Source organism: Serratia sp. PL7 (assembly GCF_945957435.1).
Map to the genome: position 1 here is coordinate 194,664 of NZ_CAMFLB010000017.1, position 15,412 is coordinate 210,075.

Annotated in this window: 15 protein-coding genes and 1 other RNA gene; 5 read left to right on the plus strand and 11 right to left on the minus strand. The window is 55.2% G+C overall.

Features of this window, described 5'->3' with window-relative positions:
- Positions 1-20: 20 nt before the first annotated feature.
- The 5 genes from gcvT to N6G83_RS39220 form a co-directional block, all read right to left on the minus strand.
- Positions 21-1,118: a glycine cleavage system aminomethyltransferase GcvT gene (gene gcvT, locus N6G83_RS39200; protein WP_024530756.1), complete on the minus strand. Its 1,098-nt coding sequence runs from the start codon at positions 1,116-1,118 to the stop codon at positions 21-23.
- 510 nt (positions 1,119-1,628) lie between these two features.
- A complete protein-coding gene (gene ubiI / locus N6G83_RS39205) occupies positions 1,629-2,831 on the minus strand; it encodes an FAD-dependent 2-octaprenylphenol hydroxylase (RefSeq protein WP_024530755.1) in 1,203 nt (400 codons plus the stop codon).
- A gap of 229 nt (positions 2,832-3,060) precedes the next feature.
- Positions 3,061-4,239: a 2-octaprenyl-6-methoxyphenyl hydroxylase gene (gene ubiH, locus N6G83_RS39210; protein WP_211135953.1), complete on the minus strand. Its 1,179-nt coding sequence runs from the start codon at positions 4,237-4,239 to the stop codon at positions 3,061-3,063.
- A 1-nt stretch (position 4,240) separates the two neighbouring features.
- Complete coding sequence (gene pepP, locus N6G83_RS39215) at positions 4,241-5,554, minus strand: Xaa-Pro aminopeptidase (RefSeq protein WP_021806207.1); 1,314 nt, start codon at positions 5,552-5,554, stop codon at positions 4,241-4,243.
- Between the two features lie 90 nt (positions 5,555-5,644).
- Positions 5,645-6,223: a YecA family protein gene (locus N6G83_RS39220; protein WP_024486381.1), complete on the minus strand. Its 579-nt coding sequence runs from the start codon at positions 6,221-6,223 to the stop codon at positions 5,645-5,647.
- A gap of 295 nt (positions 6,224-6,518) precedes the next feature.
- Here N6G83_RS39220 and zapA point away from each other — a divergent pair, with 295 nt between their 5' ends.
- The 3 genes from zapA to N6G83_RS39235 all read left to right on the plus strand — a co-directional run bounded on the left by zapA (position 6,519) and on the right by N6G83_RS39235 (position 7,734).
- Positions 6,519-6,848, plus strand: a complete 330-nt coding sequence (gene zapA, locus N6G83_RS39225) for a cell division protein ZapA (RefSeq protein ID WP_021179791.1) — start codon at positions 6,519-6,521, stop codon at positions 6,846-6,848.
- Between the two features lie 41 nt (positions 6,849-6,889).
- Positions 6,890-7,073: non-coding RNA, 6S RNA (ssrS, locus tag N6G83_RS39230), on the plus strand.
- Positions 7,074-7,125: 52 nt separating this feature from the next.
- Positions 7,126-7,734 (plus strand): 5-formyltetrahydrofolate cyclo-ligase, encoded by a 609-nt coding sequence (locus tag N6G83_RS39235; protein WP_211135954.1) that lies wholly within the window; start codon positions 7,126-7,128, stop codon positions 7,732-7,734.
- 45 nt (positions 7,735-7,779) lie between these two features.
- Here the strand turns inward: N6G83_RS39235 and serA are convergent, their stop codons facing one another.
- Entirely contained in the window at positions 7,780-9,018 is a 1,239-nt protein-coding gene (serA, locus tag N6G83_RS39240) for a phosphoglycerate dehydrogenase (protein WP_211135955.1), read from the minus strand.
- Between the two features lie 416 nt (positions 9,019-9,434).
- Positions 9,435-10,094 (minus strand): ribose-5-phosphate isomerase RpiA, encoded by a 660-nt coding sequence (rpiA, locus tag N6G83_RS39245; protein WP_024530750.1) that lies wholly within the window; start codon positions 10,092-10,094, stop codon positions 9,435-9,437.
- A gap of 216 nt (positions 10,095-10,310) precedes the next feature.
- Here rpiA and N6G83_RS39250 point away from each other — a divergent pair, with 216 nt between their 5' ends.
- The gene (locus tag N6G83_RS39250; RefSeq protein WP_211135956.1) at positions 10,311-11,204 is read left to right on the plus strand and encodes a LysR family transcriptional regulator ArgP; all 894 of its coding nucleotides are present in this window, start codon (positions 10,311-10,313) and stop codon (positions 11,202-11,204) included.
- 37 nt (positions 11,205-11,241) lie between these two features.
- Here the strand turns inward: N6G83_RS39250 and N6G83_RS39255 are convergent, their stop codons facing one another.
- The 3 genes from N6G83_RS39255 to N6G83_RS39265 all read right to left on the minus strand — a co-directional run bounded on the left by N6G83_RS39255 (position 11,242) and on the right by N6G83_RS39265 (position 13,372).
- On the minus strand, positions 11,242-11,973 hold the full coding sequence (locus N6G83_RS39255; protein WP_021806211.1) for an oxidative stress defense protein: 732 nt from the start codon (positions 11,971-11,973) through the stop codon (positions 11,242-11,244).
- Between the two features lie 144 nt (positions 11,974-12,117).
- Complete coding sequence (argO, locus tag N6G83_RS39260) at positions 12,118-12,741, minus strand: arginine exporter ArgO (RefSeq protein WP_024530749.1); 624 nt, start codon at positions 12,739-12,741, stop codon at positions 12,118-12,120.
- A gap of 124 nt (positions 12,742-12,865) precedes the next feature.
- The gene (locus tag N6G83_RS39265) at positions 12,866-13,372 is read right to left on the minus strand and encodes an RrF2 family transcriptional regulator (RefSeq protein ID WP_074029715.1); all 507 of its coding nucleotides are present in this window, start codon (positions 13,370-13,372) and stop codon (positions 12,866-12,868) included.
- Between the two features lie 229 nt (positions 13,373-13,601).
- Here N6G83_RS39265 and N6G83_RS39270 point away from each other — a divergent pair, with 229 nt between their 5' ends.
- Positions 13,602-14,801 carry an NAD(P)/FAD-dependent oxidoreductase gene (locus N6G83_RS39270; RefSeq protein ID WP_211135957.1) on the plus strand — a complete coding sequence of 400 codons (1,200 nt, stop codon included), beginning with the start codon at positions 13,602-13,604 and terminating at the stop codon, positions 14,799-14,801.
- A gap of 256 nt (positions 14,802-15,057) precedes the next feature.
- Here the strand turns inward: N6G83_RS39270 and N6G83_RS39275 are convergent.
- Positions 15,058-15,412: transposase (locus N6G83_RS39275; protein WP_260524141.1), on the minus strand; the 355-nt coding region annotated here is incomplete at its 5' end.

The following is a 15,412-nucleotide window of genomic DNA, read 5'->3' on the forward strand; positions in this document are numbered from 1 at the left end:
ACTCCTTCGAAGAATAAAAACTAATTGATCAGTGACTTACCGGCACGAACAAAACCTGGCTTACAGACTTTCACCGGCATTTCACGGTTACGGATCTGTACGATGGCCTGCTCACCGATACCGGCCGGAACCCTTGCCAGCGCAATGCTGAAGCCCAAGGTCGGTGAGAAAGAACCGCTGGTGATCACCCCAACCTGAGGTTGACCGTTAGCATCGGTGAAATGTACCGGCAGCTCATTACGTAATACGCCTTTTTCCGTCATGATCAAGCCGACCAGTTGTTCAGTGCCTTTTTCGCGCTGCTGTTCCAACGCTTCACGGCCGATAAACTGACGATCCTGCGGTTCCCAGGCAACGGTCCAGCCCATATTGGCAGCCAGTGGTGAAACGCCTTCGTCCATTTCCTGGCCGTAGAGGTTCATACCGGCTTCCAGGCGCAGGGTGTCGCGAGCGCCCAGCCCGGCAGGTTTTACCCCAGCAGCCAGCAGTTTCTGCCAGAAATCCACCACCTGCTCTTTCGGCAGGGCAATTTCATAGCCCGCTTCTCCGGTATAGCCGGTGGTAGCAATAAACAGATCCCCCGCCTGCACGCCGAAGAAAGGCTTCATGCCTTCTACAGCCTGCTTCTGTTCTGGGGTAAATAAGGTGGCGGCGCGCTCTTTGGCCTGTGGGCCTTGCACCGCAACCAGCGCCAGATCGTCACGCACCGTCAGCTCAACGTTGAACGGAGCCGCATGCTGTTCGATCCAGGCCAGATCCTTTTCACGGGTGGCGGAGTTCACCACCAGGCGGAAATAGTCTTCGGTAAAGAAATAGACGATCAGATCGTCGATCACGCCGCCGGACGCATTCAGCATGCCGGTATACAGCGCTTTACCCGATTGAGTGAGTTTGGCGACATCGTTCGCCAGCAGGTAACGCAGGAATTCACGGGTACGAGCACCGCGCAGATCCACGATGGTCATATGGGAGACATCGAACATGCCGGCATCCTGACGCACGGCGTGGTGTTCATCAATCTGGGAGCCATAGTGCAGCGGCATCATCCAGCCATGAAAATCAACCATGCGCGCACCGCACGCCACGTGCTGGTCGTACAGTGGGGTTTGCTTTGCCATCTTTTCCCTCTTTCCACTCAAGTAGCCGAAGACAGGGTGTTATTACGCAATAAGGCGGGTGTAGCTCGCGGACCTGATTGCGCGAAACACGCTGGCTGCTCAACACAAATTGCCTCGCCAATGGTTAACGACGCAAACGATACCTTTGCCCTGACGTTAACACCGAACGCCCCTATTAACCATAAGTTAAAATAGGTTCGACCGGGTTCAGGGTCGGTAAAATGCCGCGTTAGTTTGCAGAGTTTTTCACTGGAAAAATGCGCTTTGAGGCACAAAATTAACAATTAAAGCGGCAAAAATCCGAAGTTATATAACAAACAGGAGCTGGGATAGAGAATTTCGGTTTTTGATAACCGACCATGGAATTAGAAAAAGTAATGAGAAATTCTGCCTGAAATTAGAATTTCTCAAACGAAGGGAGCTATAAGGGAAATCGATGACGGGTAAACATGCAGAATAGCGGGCGCGGTATGTGGCGCCCCATAGTGAGGTTTGTCAGCTCCAAGCTGACTAGGCGAGCCAGTCCGGCAGATCGTTAAGCCCCATGGCCTGCCGCACCAGTTTCGGCTTCACGCCCGGCAGACTGTCGGCCAGCCTTAAGCCCACGTCGCGCAGCAGCTTCTTCGCCGGGTTATGGCCTGCAAACAGTTCGCGGAACCCTTGCATACTCGCCAGCATCACTGCGGCACCGTGCTTGCGGCGGCGTTCATAACGGCGCAGATACAGATGCTGGCCGATATCCTTGCCCTGACGTTGCAGGCGTTTCAGCTCGGATATCAGCTCGGCGGCGTCCATAAAGCCCAGGTTTACCCCCTGTCCGGCCAGTGGATGCACGGTATGTGCCGCATCCCCCACCAGTGCCAGACGATGGGCGGCAAAGCTGCGAGCGTATCGCCCGGTAAGCGGGAAGGTCAGCCGCTCGCTTTCAAGCTTGCAGTTGCCCAGACGCATATCGAAGGTCATTGCCAGCTCGCGGTTAAAGGCTTCCGGTTCCAGTTGTTGCAGCCTTTCAGCTTCTTCTGGCGCAACCGACCAGACGATAGAACTCAAATGCGGATCGCTAAACGGCAGGAAGGCCAGGATCCCTTCGCCATGAAACACCTGGCGGGCCGTAGCCAAATGGGGCTCTTCGGTGCGAATAGTGGCCACCAGCGCGCTGTGGCGGTAGTCCCAGAAGGTCAACGGAATATCGGCGTGCTGACGCAGCCAGGAATTGGCTCCATCGGCACCGATCACCAGCCGGGCGGTTAACATACGGCCATCTTCCAGCGTGACAAAGGCGTCGTTTTCCCCCCATGCCACCTGTTTCAGCGCAGCCGGGGCGAGCAGCGTCACATCGGCCAAGGTGGCCGCCTTGTGCCACAGCGCCTGCTGGATCACCTCGTTTTCTATGATATGGCCGAGATGGCTGAAACCACATTCGTCGCCGCGAAACGCGATCTTGCCGAAGCTGTCACGATCCCAGACTTCCATCGCGTTATACGGGCTGGCGCGCAGGTTGCGGATCTCATCCCACACGCCAATGCTTTGCAGCAAGCGCTCGCTGGCGGCGTTAATGGCAGATACGCGCAACGCTGGCTGTTCTGGCAGCGGTGATAAATCTGGCTGCCGATGTTCCAGCACCGCTATGCGCAGGCCACTGCCCTGCAAACCGCAGGCCAGTGCCAATCCCACCATACCGCCACCGGCGATAATCACATCAAATGATTGCATGCTGCTTGAGTTCCTTAAATTTGCCCCTCACCCCAACCCTCTCCCACAGGGAGAGGGAGCTGATTCGGTGACTTTTATCAAAATATTGCCCCACGTCGGCAAGGCAGGTAGGGCAAAAATTAGTGTTCATCCCAACTTCGACCCAACCCTCTCCCACAGGGATAGAGAGTTGGTACGGTGACAACCGTCAACATTCTGGCCGACTTCAGCAACATAGCTAAGGGAAAAATCAGCGTTCAACCCAGCCTAACGTGCGTTTGGCAAAGGCATCGCGCATGGCCGGTAGCTGCTCCATTGCCATCAGCCCCAGATTACGCCCAGCGACCAGCGGCGCGTAGCTATTGGCAAACAGGCGGATCAAACCGTCGGTGACGCCGATGGTCGCCTGCTGATCCTGTTGCCGACGTTGCTGATATTGGCTCAATAGCGCATAGGCACCCAGATCGGTGCCAGCCTGCGCGGCTTCTGCCAGGGTTTCCGCCAGCGACATCACGTCTCGCAAACCCAGATTGAATCCTTGCCCGGCGATCGGATGCAGCGTTTGCGCCGCGTTGCCAACCAGCGCCAGACGATGGCTAACGTGCTGATTGGCCCTCAGCAGGCTAAGAGGGTAACTGTGGCGCTTACCCGCCTTCAGCATCTTGCCCAGCCGCCAGCCGAAGGCCTGTTGCAGCTCACTGAGAAAACGCTCATCACTCCAGCTATCGACCTGCTGACGAGCTTCCCGAGCGTGGCACCACACCAGCGAGCTACGCCCGCCAGACATTGGCAACAGTGCCAACGGCCCGTAACGGGTGAAACGTTCAAACGCCCGCCCTTGCGGAGCCTCGGCCGTCGAAACGTTGGCAATGGTGGCAAACTGCGGGTAATCACTCTGCTGCCACTGGATATTACAGGCCTGCGCCAGCGCCGAACGTGAACCGTCCGCCGCCACCAGCAACTGGCCCGTCAGGCGCGGCCCGTTATCCAACTGCACTTCAGCGCGATCGGCGGTGCGCAGCACATCGACCACTTTAGCCGGGCAATGCAGGGTGATCCCAGGGGCCTTTGCCAGCAGGGCAAACAACCGCTGCCCAGCGTCGTGCAGTTCAATCACCTGCCCCAGCGCCTCCACCTGATAGTCCTGCGCATGCAGGTTCACAAAACCGGCATGCCCGCGATCGCTGACGTGGACGTGAGTGATCTCCGTGGCACAGTCCCGCAATGCAGCCCAAACGCCGATTCGCGCCAGCTGTTGGCAGGTTCCCTGCGCCAGAGCAATAGCCCGTGCATCAAAGCCCGGATGCGCACGATCGTCTGGCAGGGTTGCCTCCACCAGATCGACGGCCACCTTGCCCTGAGTCAAAGATGAAATCGCCAGCGCCAACGTAGCGCCCGCCATCCCACCGCCCACAATGATTACGCTCATGTTATCTGGCCGCCGCCATCAGGGCTTCAATCGCATCGGCATCCTTCACCACGCTGGCGGTCAAATTCTCATTACCGTCCTGGGTGATCAGGATGTCATCTTCGATGCGGATACCGATACCGCGATACTCCTGCGGCACATCAGCATCCGGTGCGATATACAGGCCAGGTTCTACCGTCAACACCATGCCTGGCTCCAGCACGCGATCGCGGCTCGCTGAGCCATAGTGGCCCACGTCATGCACATCCAGCCCCAACCAATGGCTCAGGCCGTGCATAAAGAACTGGCGGTGTGCCTGCTCGGCAAACAGCTGTTCCACGTCGCCCTTCATCACACCCAGCTCAACCAACCCGGCGATCATGATGCGAACGACCTGATCGTTCACTTCGCGAATGCTGATACCCGGTTTAAACATTTCCAGCGCCTTGTTGATCGACGCCAGCACGATGTCATATACCTCACGCTGCGGCTTGCTGAACTTACCGTTAACCGGGAAGGTACGGGTGATATCGCCAGCATAACCACGATATTCACAACCGGCATCAATCAGCACCAAATCACCGTCACGCATTTCACATTCGTTTTCGGTGTAATGCAGGATGCAGCCATTTTCTCCGCTGCCGACGATGGTGTTATAAGACGGGAAGCGGGCGCCCAGGCGGTTAAACTCGTGCAGGATCTCCCCTTCGAGCTGATATTCGAACATGCCCGGGCGGCACTTTTCCATCGCACGGGTATGCGCCATGGCGCTGATCTCACCGGCGCGGCGCATAACAGCAACTTCTTCTGCCGATTTGAACAGGCGCATGTCATGTAGCCACGGACGGTAATCCGTCAGGGTTGCAGGGGCTTCCAGATTCTGACGGAAGCCTTTACGCAGTTTATCCAGCGCACCGAACAGGATTTCATCGGCATAGGCATATTGCCCCTGCGCGTGATACACCACGTCCAGGCCGTTGAGCAGCAGGTGCAGTTGATCGTTGATTTCGTCGAAGGCCAGCGCGCGGTCTACCCCCAGCTTGGCCGGAGCCGCGTCTTGCCCCAAACGGCGGCCAAACCAGATTTCTGCCGTCAGATCGCGTACGCGGTTGAACAGCACGCTGTGGTTATGAGTTTCATCACTCTTCACCAGGATCAACACCGCTTCCGGCTCGTTGAAACCGGTCAGATACCAGAAATCACTGTTCTGACGGTAAGGATATTCAGAGTCTGCACTACGCGTCGCTTCCGGTGCGGCGAAAATCACTGCTGCGCTGGCCGGAGCCATCTGTGCCAACAAAGCCTGACGGCGTTTATGGAATTCCTGCTGGGTCATCACATCTCCTGAAATCGGTTTATGCCACCTGCTGAACACAGCCAGTAGGGGTTATCAGCGCTCTCGGCCAACGGACGTGGGATCCGCCGGTCAGTGCAACGTTGGCCTTTTGTTTTCCGGGGCCGTCGGTTTCTGGCGGGTAAATTCAGTATGGCAAAGCAGCGCAGCAACGCGCACGTACTCCACCACTTCTTCCAGCGACTGTTCCAGTTCTTCCTGGTCTTCGCCTTCGTCATAACCCAGTTGAGCGATATTACGCAAATCGTCGATCGCCTCGCCCACTTCATCTTTCACCTGCGCCAGCTTCGGCTGCATCATGCCCAGCCCCAACAGGAAGTGGTTTACCCACCCCGCCAAGGCATCCGCACGGTCAAACACGCTGACGGTTTCGCCTTCCGGCATCATCAGTTGGAACATGAATTCATCATCTTCCAGCGTATCACGGGTGATTTCATGCAGTTGCTGTAACGGTTGGCTCAACGCCTGCGGGAAGGCAATGCCTTCGTTGGTCAGATCAAACACCAGCGTCTGCCAACTGGCATCGCGGTTGCCACCGCACAGCAGGCCACTGATCAAACCGTGCATCTCGGCTGCGGTCAAAGCAACCGCCTGCTGGTTAAGAGCCACGGTCAAAGATTGGTAACTTGGAAATGTATTCTGTATAGACATGCGCATTCGTCATCGTTGGCAGGATAAGTTCGTGTTATGCTACCACCAAGGTCCGTTGGTATACCAGTTGAGGCAACACCTCAGTGGCTAGTTATAATCAGCGCAGTCCGGGCAAACGTACGGTAAATACGCATTTTGCAACCGTTTTTTGTTTGGTAATGTTAGGCGCGGTAGATTACAACCAGGTACTGAAAAAGTGTTGAATCTTGGTACCCAGGTATATATAGTGGCGCCCGCTTCGGTGGCCCGGCAATGGCTGACCGGTGCTGGCGCGAAATTTAGGCAGGAAGGTGGCATGTCTGCACAACCGGTAGATATTCAAATTTTTGGCCGCTCGTTAAGAGTCAATTGCCCGCCAGAACAACAAGATGCGTTGAACATGGCAGCAGAAGATCTTAACCAACGGTTGCAAGATCTTAAAGTTCGCACTAGAGTCACAAATACAGAGCAACTCGTATTTATCGCAGCATTGAACGTCTGTCACGAACTTGCTCAAGAACGCTTGAAAACGCGTGACTATGCGGCCAATATGGAACAACGAATTCGTATGCTGCAACAGACCATTGAACAAGCGCTGCTTGAACAGGGTCGCATCTCTGAACGTCAGGATGCACAATTCGAATAACTTAAGTTGCTGGAGTTGAAGGCTCCGGCAATGAGTGAAAAATTTCTCTGAGATGTTTGCCAGCGGGCCAGTCCCCTGAGCCGATATTTAGTACCAACAGAATGTGATGATCCACGATCGGTGTGCATGCTCGGCCCGTCCGAGAAGCCTTAAGATTGTGACAGCACGTTCACCTTGAACCATGGGTTCAAGGGTTACAGCCTGCGACGGCATCTCGGAGATCCCTTCACCTGCGTTTTCAGTGTGTTAACTCACCACTACTGGCGAATCTAACACTATGTCATTGCAACCTCAGTTCGCTCAGCAACGCCAACTCATCCGTAACGAAATACGCCAACGACGTCGTGCCTTAACGCCCGCTCAACAGCATGATTTCGCCCAGCAAATAGCCAGTAATATTGCACAACATCCGCGCATTCAGGCGGCCAGACACATTGCGGCGTTTCTCTCTTTTGATGGCGAACTAGATACAGGCCCGCTGATCGAGCGGCTGTGGCAGCTAGATAAACAGGTTTATCTGCCGGTGTTACATCCATTCAGCCCTGGTAACCTGTTGTTCCTGCATTACACTGCACAAACGCCGCTGGTGAGTAACCGCTTCAAAATCCTTGAGCCAGCGCTCGATGTCCGCCACGTCTTACCAGTGTCACTGTTGGATGTGGTATTGACGCCGCTGGTCGCCTTCGATTCGGCAGGGCAACGTCTGGGGATGGGCGGCGGGTTTTACGATCGCACCTTACAAAACTGGCAGCACGCAGGCCCCTATCCGCTGGGGATTGCGCACGATTGCCAACAGGTTAGCGCCCTGCCGGTGGAGCAATGGGATATCCCTCTGCCAGAGATTATCACCCCGTCACAAAGCTGGGCCTGGCCAATCTCCACATAGCAAAAGGCCGGATTGCTCCGGCCTTGGTGTTCCGTCGGTTACCGATTACAGCAGTAAGCGGGCACGGATGGTCCCTTCGATCGCTTTCATACGTTGCAACGCTGCATCAGCACGTTCAGTTTCCGCTTCGATATCGATAACCACGTAGCCAATTTCCGAGCTGGTCTGCAGATACTGGGCCGCGATGTTCACCCCTTCTTCGGCGAAGATCTGGTTAATCTGCGTCAGGATGCCTGGGCGGTTTTCATGAATATGCAGCAAACGACTGGCATTCGGGCCATGTGCTGGCAGCGACACCTCTGGGAAGTTGACCGCAGACAGCGTTGAGCCGTTATCAGAATACTTCGCCAGCTTGCCAGCCACTTCATCACCGATGTTCTCCTGCGCTTCCTGGGTTGAACCGCCGATATGCGGCGTCAACAACACGTTATCGAACTCGCACAGTGGAGAAATGAACGGATCGCTGTTGGTTGCAGGCTCTTCCGGGAACACGTCGATTGCCGCACCGGCCAGATGGTCGCTCGCCAAGGCGTTACACAGTGCCGGGATATCCACCACGGTGCCGCGTGAGGCGTTGATCAGGATCGCACCTGGCTTCATCAGCGCCAGCTCTTCGGTGCCGATCATGTTCTTGGTCGACAGCGTTTCCGGCACGTGCAGCGTGACCACGTCGCTCATATTGAGCAGATCGGACAGATGGCGCACCTGTTGGGCATTACCCAGCGGCAGCTTGTTTTCGATGTCGTAGAAGAACACTTTCATCCCCAGCCCTTCCGCCAGGATGCCGAGCTGAGTACCGATATGGCCATAGCCGATGATCCCCAGCTTCTTGCCCCGCGCTTCATACGAGCCCACGGCCAGTTTCTGCCACTGGCCACGGTGTGCCTTGGCGTTGGCCGTTGGGATCCCGCGCAGCATCAACAGCAGCTCACCCAGCACCATTTCGGCCACGGATCGAGTATTGGAGAAAGGCGCGTTAAACACCGGAATGCCGCGTTTGGTCGCCGCTTTCAAATCAACCTGGTTGGTGCCGATACAGAAACAGCCCACCGCAACCAGCTTCTCTGCGGCCGCGAAGACTTCCTCGGACAGATGCGTGCGCGATCGGATACCCACGAAGTGTGCATCACGGATCGATGCCTTCAGCGCTTCGGTGTCTAACGCACCTTTGTGATATTCAATGTTGCTATATCCGGCAGCACGCAGGTTATCCACGGTGCTCTGATGAACCCCTTCTACCAACAGGAACTTAATCCTGTCTTTCTCCAATGATACTTTTGCCATTTACCCGACCCTATGTTCAGACTTCAGAAGCGGCTGTTTTCCCCTTTATACCCGTCATCCTTTAAACCACACGACGGGGATAGCTTTCAAATTGCCACCACACTGGCGGCAACCCAAAATCAACAGCACGTCCCTCCAACATAACAAAAATAACGCGCCCGGCAATACAAACGATTGCCTGCCCGTTAGCACAAGGCTCAGCGATGTCGGTGGTTTCTGGTGGAAAATACCATTGGGAAAGATTTAGGCAGAAGCTTAACGGAGGTTATTAACGGAATGTGACATATGTCACCAAATTCGCCCGTTTTAAGAAAAGATATTTTAAGACAAGAATTATGCGTGGCGGACCGTAAGCCAGTAAAAAGCGGCGAACCGGCTGAGACTTTGTCAGCAGGCTCACCGCTTTTACGGCCAGATTATCTGACCACTTTTTTTACGCCATCCGGCGTGCCAACCAACGCGACGTCCGCGCCACGGTTGGCAAATAGGCCAACGGTAACCACGCCAGCAATGCCGTTGATTTTGTTTTCCAACGCGATGGCATCGAGGATTTCCAGGTTGTACACATCCAGGATCACGTTGCCGTTATCGGTTACGACGTTCTGGCGGTATTCCGGCAGGCCGCCCAGCTTGACCAGCTCACGCGCCACGTAGGAGCGGGCCATCGGGATCACTTCTACCGGCAGCGGGAATTTACCCAGCACATCAACCTGCTTGGTGGAATCGACAATGCAGATAAACTGACGGGCAATGGCAGCAATGATCTTTTCGCGGGTCAGCGCTGCGCCACCGCCTTTAATCATCTGCATGTGGCCGTTGATTTCATCGGCACCGTCAACGTAGATATCCAACGAATCCACTTCATTGCTATCGAAAACGTGGATCCCGAGGCTTTTCAGCTTGGCGGTCGACGCGTCTGAGCTGGATACCGCACCTTCGATCTGGTGTTTGATCGAACCCAGCGCATCGATAAAGTGAGCCGCAGTCGAGCCGGTGCCCACGCCCACGATAGTGCCAGGCTTCACGTATTCCAATGCTGCCCAGCCTACCGCTTTTTTCAGTTCATCCTGAGTCATGATGTGTTCATTGCCTATGTACGAAAACGTGTGCGTATTATAGGGTAAATCACTGATGGCAACTTAGGCTAAAACACACTTATTTAACCTGACGCACATTTCTGCCCCACCCTACGACGCCCGCTCTGAAAAGAGCGGCGGGATTTTTTCACCTGAGAAAGTGCAAAAATGTGGCATAGTGCCTGAATCAACTTACTAAAAGGGATCTTCTCTCCGATGAAACGCCCAGACTATAGAACGCTGCAAGCGCTGGACGCGGTGATCCGTGAGCGTGGCTTTGAGCGCGCGGCACAAAAACTTTGCATCACCCAATCGGCGGTATCCCAGCGCATCAAACAGTTGGAAAACCTGTTCGGCCAACCGCTACTGGTACGCACTGTGCCACCGCGCCCAACCGAGCAGGGTCAAAAACTGCTGGCCTTGCTGCATCAGGTCGAGCTGCTGGAAGAGGAGTGGTTAGGGAATGACAATGGGGTCGATACGCCGCTGTTGCTGTCACTGGCGGTCAACGCCGACAGCCTGGCAACCTGGCTGTTACCGGCGCTAAAACCGGTGCTGGCCGATTCCCCGGTGCGCCTGAATTTACAGGTGGAAGACGAAACCCGCACGCAGGAACGTCTGCGCCGGGGGGAAGTGGTGGGCGCGGTCAGTATCCAGCCGCAGCCGCTGCCAAGCTGCCTGGTCGATCGGTTAGGCGCGCTGGACTATCTGTTCGTCGCCTCGAAGGCCTTTGCCGATCGCTATTTCCCCAACGGGGTGACCCGTTCCGCCCTGCTGAAGGCACCAGCGGTGGCATTCGATCATCTTGATGATATGCATCAGGCGTTTTTACAGCAGAACTTCGATCTCTCGCCGGGCAGCGTTCCCTGCCATATCGTTAACTCGTCAGAGGCGTTTGTTCAGTTGGCACGGCAAGGCACCACCTGCTGTATGATCCCGCATTTGCAGATTGAGAGAGAGCTGGCCAGCGGAGAACTGATCGACCTGACACCGGGCCTGTTACAGCGCCGTATGCTGTTCTGGCACCGCTTTGCCCCGGAAAGCCGCATGATGCGTAAGGTCACCGATGCGCTGCTGTCGCATGGGCATCAGGTGTTAAGGCAGGATTAAAGGCGCAGCGTGACGCCGCGCCCAGGCAAGAGATTACTTACTGCGCGGCGTTGGTTTTCAGCTCGAACACCACGTCCACCTGATCGTCGAAGTGAATGCTTTGCTGCTCGTAAGTCTGAGCGGCATCGCTTTCCGGTGCCGCAGAAGCGGCTTTAAACATGCGAGCTACCGGCATCGGCTGGTAGTTGGCAACGTGATAGCGAATGCTGTACACCGGCCCCAGCTTGGCCTTAAAGCCCTGCGCCAACGAAGCGGCTTGCTGAGTGGCATTTTCAATCGCTTTCTGACGTGCCTGCTCGCGATAAACCTCTGGCTTGGCTACCCCAAGCTCAACCGCACGAATTTCGTTCAAACCCGATTTCAGCGCACCGTCCAACAGCTCGTTGAGTTTATCCAACTGGCGCAAGGTTACCTGCACCTGGCGCACGGCCTGGTAGCCTTTCAGCTGCGATTCACCGGTTTTCAGATAGTCATATTCTGGCTGGGTACGCAGGTTGGCCGCATTGATATCTTTCTTTTCAATGCCGTTTTTTTGCAGGAAGTCAAAATACTGCGCTACGCGTTCATCAACCTGTTTTTTCGCCTGGGCGGCATCTTTGGCAGAGACGCTGACTTCGATCGCCAGCGTAGCAATATCCGGGGTGGCGTCCACGCTGGCCGTACCGGAAGTGACCACATGCGGCCCTTCAGGTACTTCTGCTGCCTGCAGCGCCAGAGGTAACGTGCCTAATCCAATCATTGCGGCCATGGCCAATGCTTTAAGCTTCACAGTGTCTCCTTGAATGACTAAATGCTTACCTTCAAAGCTAACACATCCTGCCGCCCTTGGAATTCGGATTAGTGACAAATATAAGGGCTAATCGGGCTGTGGGGGCGCCGCATGCTGCGCCCGGCTCGCCCCTACGGCCGATTATTACCAATTAGCGGTTAGCCCATGCCAGGCCAATTGCAGTGCAATAACCCACATCACCAGCCCGACCAGAACGTTGATAATCCGTTGTGCCGTCAAGGTTTTCAGCCACGGAGCCAGCCATGAGGCCAGCAATGCCAAGGCAAAAAACCAGACGACCGAAGCACTGACCGCGCCAAGGGCAAACCAGGATCGAATGTCTGGCGTCAGTTGCCCTCCCAGGCTGCCGAGCACCACAAAGGTATCGAGGTACACATGCGGGTTCAGCCAGGTGACAGCCAACATGGTCACCACAATGCGCCAGCGGTTTTGCTTCATCTCTTGCGCCGCTGTCAGCTCCAGATGTTGGCTAAACGCGGTGCGGAAAGCCCCCCAGCCGTACCACAGCAGGAAAGCAACGCCACCCCAAGTCACCAACGCCAATAGCATAGGTGAACTGCTGAGCAAGGCGCTACCGCCAAAAATACCGGCGCAAATCAGAATGATATCGCTCAACGCGCACAGCGAGGCGGTCATCAGATGATAATGGCGGCGGATCCCCTGGTTCATCACAAACACGTTTTGTGGGCCAAGCGGCAGGATCATCGCGGCGCTCAAGGCAAAGCCTTGCAGATAGATGGCTAACATGGTGTTCCTTCTGGCAATATCAGCGCCGGGAAAGCGGCGTGTGCTGTTCAACACGCGCATCATACGAAGAGAAAATTATTAGGGGAAATGGATATTTCTAATCAGGCATCAGTAATGCTAATGCTCAATCGTTACGGCGATGATCGATCCACTCTTCAATCTGAATCGGGAAGACATCTGGCGCCTTTCTCAGCATCCGCCGCACCAGATCCAGCACGGTATGTTGTGATAGCGCCTCTTCCATACGTTGCTGGGCAATATTCATCACCTGGCGTACGCCACAAATGCCTTCACAGGCCCAGTCGGGCGCAGCTGCATCAAATACGGCCAAGCGTTGGCGTATCTCTTTGCAGTCGAAGATTGCCTTTTCACCGTCGATAGCCGCCACGATATCCAGCACGGTGATCTGATCGGCCGGTTTGGCCAGCCGGAAGCCACCGCCTTTACCCTCGGTGCTTTCAACCAGTTTAGCCTTGGAAAACTTGGTGAATATCTTGGCCAGGTAGTCATAAGGCACACCCTGCAATTCGGCGATTTCACGCACGCTCATCTCGCGCCCTTCGCCTTTGCTATCGACCATACACATCAGGCTATGGATGCCATACTCCACCCCGGAACTGTAGAACGCCATGTGTTCTCCGCACGATTAATTCTGAGTTAAATAGTAATTTCTTCCCTTCAACGAAGCAATGCCAGCATACCTCCATGCCATAAATAATAAAAAGATAATAAAATTCAATCAATTAAACAAACCACATCCAGAATGACGTGTAAAAGGCTTGATGATCTTAACTACGATCAATATAGTCGTAGTTAATAATTAAGCCAATGTGCAGATGAAACAACAGCGGAGTGACAGTATGAAACAACAAATTCTTATCCTGGGTGCCGGTTTTGCAGGGATGTGGGCAGCATTGAGCGCGGCACGATTAGCCGATCTCCACGGTCGTCACGATATCGAGATTACCGTGCTTGCCCCCCAGCCAGAGCTGCGTATCCGCCCACGTTTCTATGAGTCCGAGGTGGAAAATTACGCCGCTCCGCTGCTGCCATTATTCGCAGTAACCGGGGTAAAATTCCTCGCCGGGGTTGCCAGTGAGATTGATAGCACCAGCCAGCAGGTTTGGTACCACAACGAGCAGGACCAACTGACTGCCGTACGTTACGATCGCCTGATCATGGCGACCGGTAGCCACATCGCTCATGCCCTACCAGGAGCACAGCTGTACGCCTTCAACGTCGATAAAATGGAGAGCGCAGCCCGCCTGGAGCGGCATCTTGCTGCGTTGGCCGAGCAACCTGAGAGCGCCGCACGTAATACCGTCATCGTTTGTGGCGGCGGCTTTACCGGTATTGAGGTGGCCACCGAAATGCCTGCACGCTTACGGGCGATCCTCGGTGACTCAGCTGCAATTCGTGTGATTGTCGTCGATCGCAGCCCAGTGGCGGGAGGCCGTTACAGCGAGCAACTGCGCGACGTGATTAGCCAAGCCTCGGTAGAGTTGGGTGTCGAGTGGCGGCTGAATAGCGAGATTAAGGCCATTGACGAGAGCGGGCTGACGCTGAAAAACGGCGAACATATCGCCTCCAGCACGGTGATTCTAACCGTGGGCGTACAGGCCAGCCCGTTAACCCGGCAAATCCCAGGTGAGCGCGATCCGCAAGGCAGGCTGCATGTCGACCAGCAGTTAAGAGTGATTGGGCAAAACGCGGTTTATGCGACCGGCGATGTCGCCTTTGCCCGTACTGACGATCAAGGCAATCACGCCCTGATGACCTGTCAGCACGCCATTATGTTAGGGCGCTTTGTCGGCCATAACGTCGCTGCCGATCTGATCGGTATTGAACCCTTGCCCTACCGCCAGGTGAATTACGTTACCTGTCTGGATCTGGGGGCCTGGGGCGCGGTCTATAGCGAGGGTTGGGATCAGGTGGTGAAATTCACCAAAGAAGAGGGAAAGAAAATCAAAGTCTCCATTACCAACGAGTTGATCTATCCCCCGCAGGCGGAACGTGAAGTGGCCTTTGCCGCCGCCGATCCGTTAGCACCGTTTGTTTGAGCCCTCACCCCAACCCTCTCCCAAAGGGAGAGGGAGCTGTTAGGCCCTGCTCTTTTGGAAGTAAAGCAGTCATCCCAGTAAACTCGACGCTCACTCACCCGAGGTGCGTCACCTACTCTATCTGTCCCCATAGGGAGAGGGAGCTACCTGGAGCGCTTAGTGGGGAGTAAAGAAAACGAAAGTGGGGAAATTAAGCAGAAATATCAGCGGACTCGATCGGTACCCTCTCCCAGTGGGAGAGATACCGTCTTGTCGGTTATCCGGCAAGCGGTATTTCCGCATTAAATGTCTTTCCTGATTTCACCACGCCATAAGCCAGTTGCAGTAATTTGCGCATCGCTGCACAGACTCTCTCTTTGCCCGTTTTTCCGCGTAACTTCAGCCTTTCTATCAAGTCCTTAACCACTACATTGTATTGGCTTGCCACCACCGCGGGCATGTATAACGCGCTTCGCAGCTCACCGTGTCCCACTTTCGATAACCGGCTTTTCCCTTTAAACATCCCCGACTCACATCGCTGTGGATTCAGTCCTGCATAGGCTACCAGGGCCTTGCTGCTGGTGAATCGCCGCAGGTTCCCTGCGAAGGCCAGCAGGCTGGAACTCAGCATA

Bases quoted from the DNA above. Each gene is read 5' to 3' on its own strand.
- serA (WP_211135955.1), bottom strand. From the start codon at position 9,018: ATGGCAAAAGTATCATTGGAGAAAGACAGGATTAAGTTCCTGTTGGTA.
- argO (WP_024530749.1), bottom strand. From the start codon at position 12,741: ATGTTAGCCATCTATCTGCAAGGCTTTGCCTTGAGCGCCGCGATGATC.
- ubiH (WP_211135953.1), bottom strand. From the start codon at position 4,239: ATGAGCGTAATCATTGTGGGCGGTGGGATGGCGGGCGCTACGTTGGCG.
- N6G83_RS39220 (WP_024486381.1), bottom strand. From the start codon at position 6,223: ATGTCTATACAGAATACATTTCCAAGTTACCAATCTTTGACCGTGGCT.
- ubiI (WP_024530755.1), bottom strand. From the start codon at position 2,831: ATGCAATCATTTGATGTGATTATCGCCGGTGGCGGTATGGTGGGATTG.
- N6G83_RS39265 (WP_074029715.1), bottom strand. From the start codon at position 13,372: ATGGCGTTCTACAGTTCCGGGGTGGAGTATGGCATCCATAGCCTGATG.
- gcvT (WP_024530756.1), bottom strand. From the start codon at position 1,118: ATGGCAAAGCAAACCCCACTGTACGACCAGCACGTGGCGTGCGGTGCG.
- pepP (WP_021806207.1), bottom strand. From the start codon at position 5,554: ATGACCCAGCAGGAATTCCATAAACGCCGTCAGGCTTTGTTGGCACAG.
- N6G83_RS39235 (WP_211135954.1), top strand. From the start codon at position 7,126: ATGTCATTGCAACCTCAGTTCGCTCAGCAACGCCAACTCATCCGTAAC.
- rpiA (WP_024530750.1), bottom strand. From the start codon at position 10,094: ATGACTCAGGATGAACTGAAAAAAGCGGTAGGCTGGGCAGCATTGGAA.
- N6G83_RS39270 (WP_211135957.1), top strand. From the start codon at position 13,602: ATGAAACAACAAATTCTTATCCTGGGTGCCGGTTTTGCAGGGATGTGG.
- zapA (WP_021179791.1), top strand. From the start codon at position 6,519: ATGTCTGCACAACCGGTAGATATTCAAATTTTTGGCCGCTCGTTAAGA.
- N6G83_RS39250 (WP_211135956.1), top strand. From the start codon at position 10,311: ATGAAACGCCCAGACTATAGAACGCTGCAAGCGCTGGACGCGGTGATC.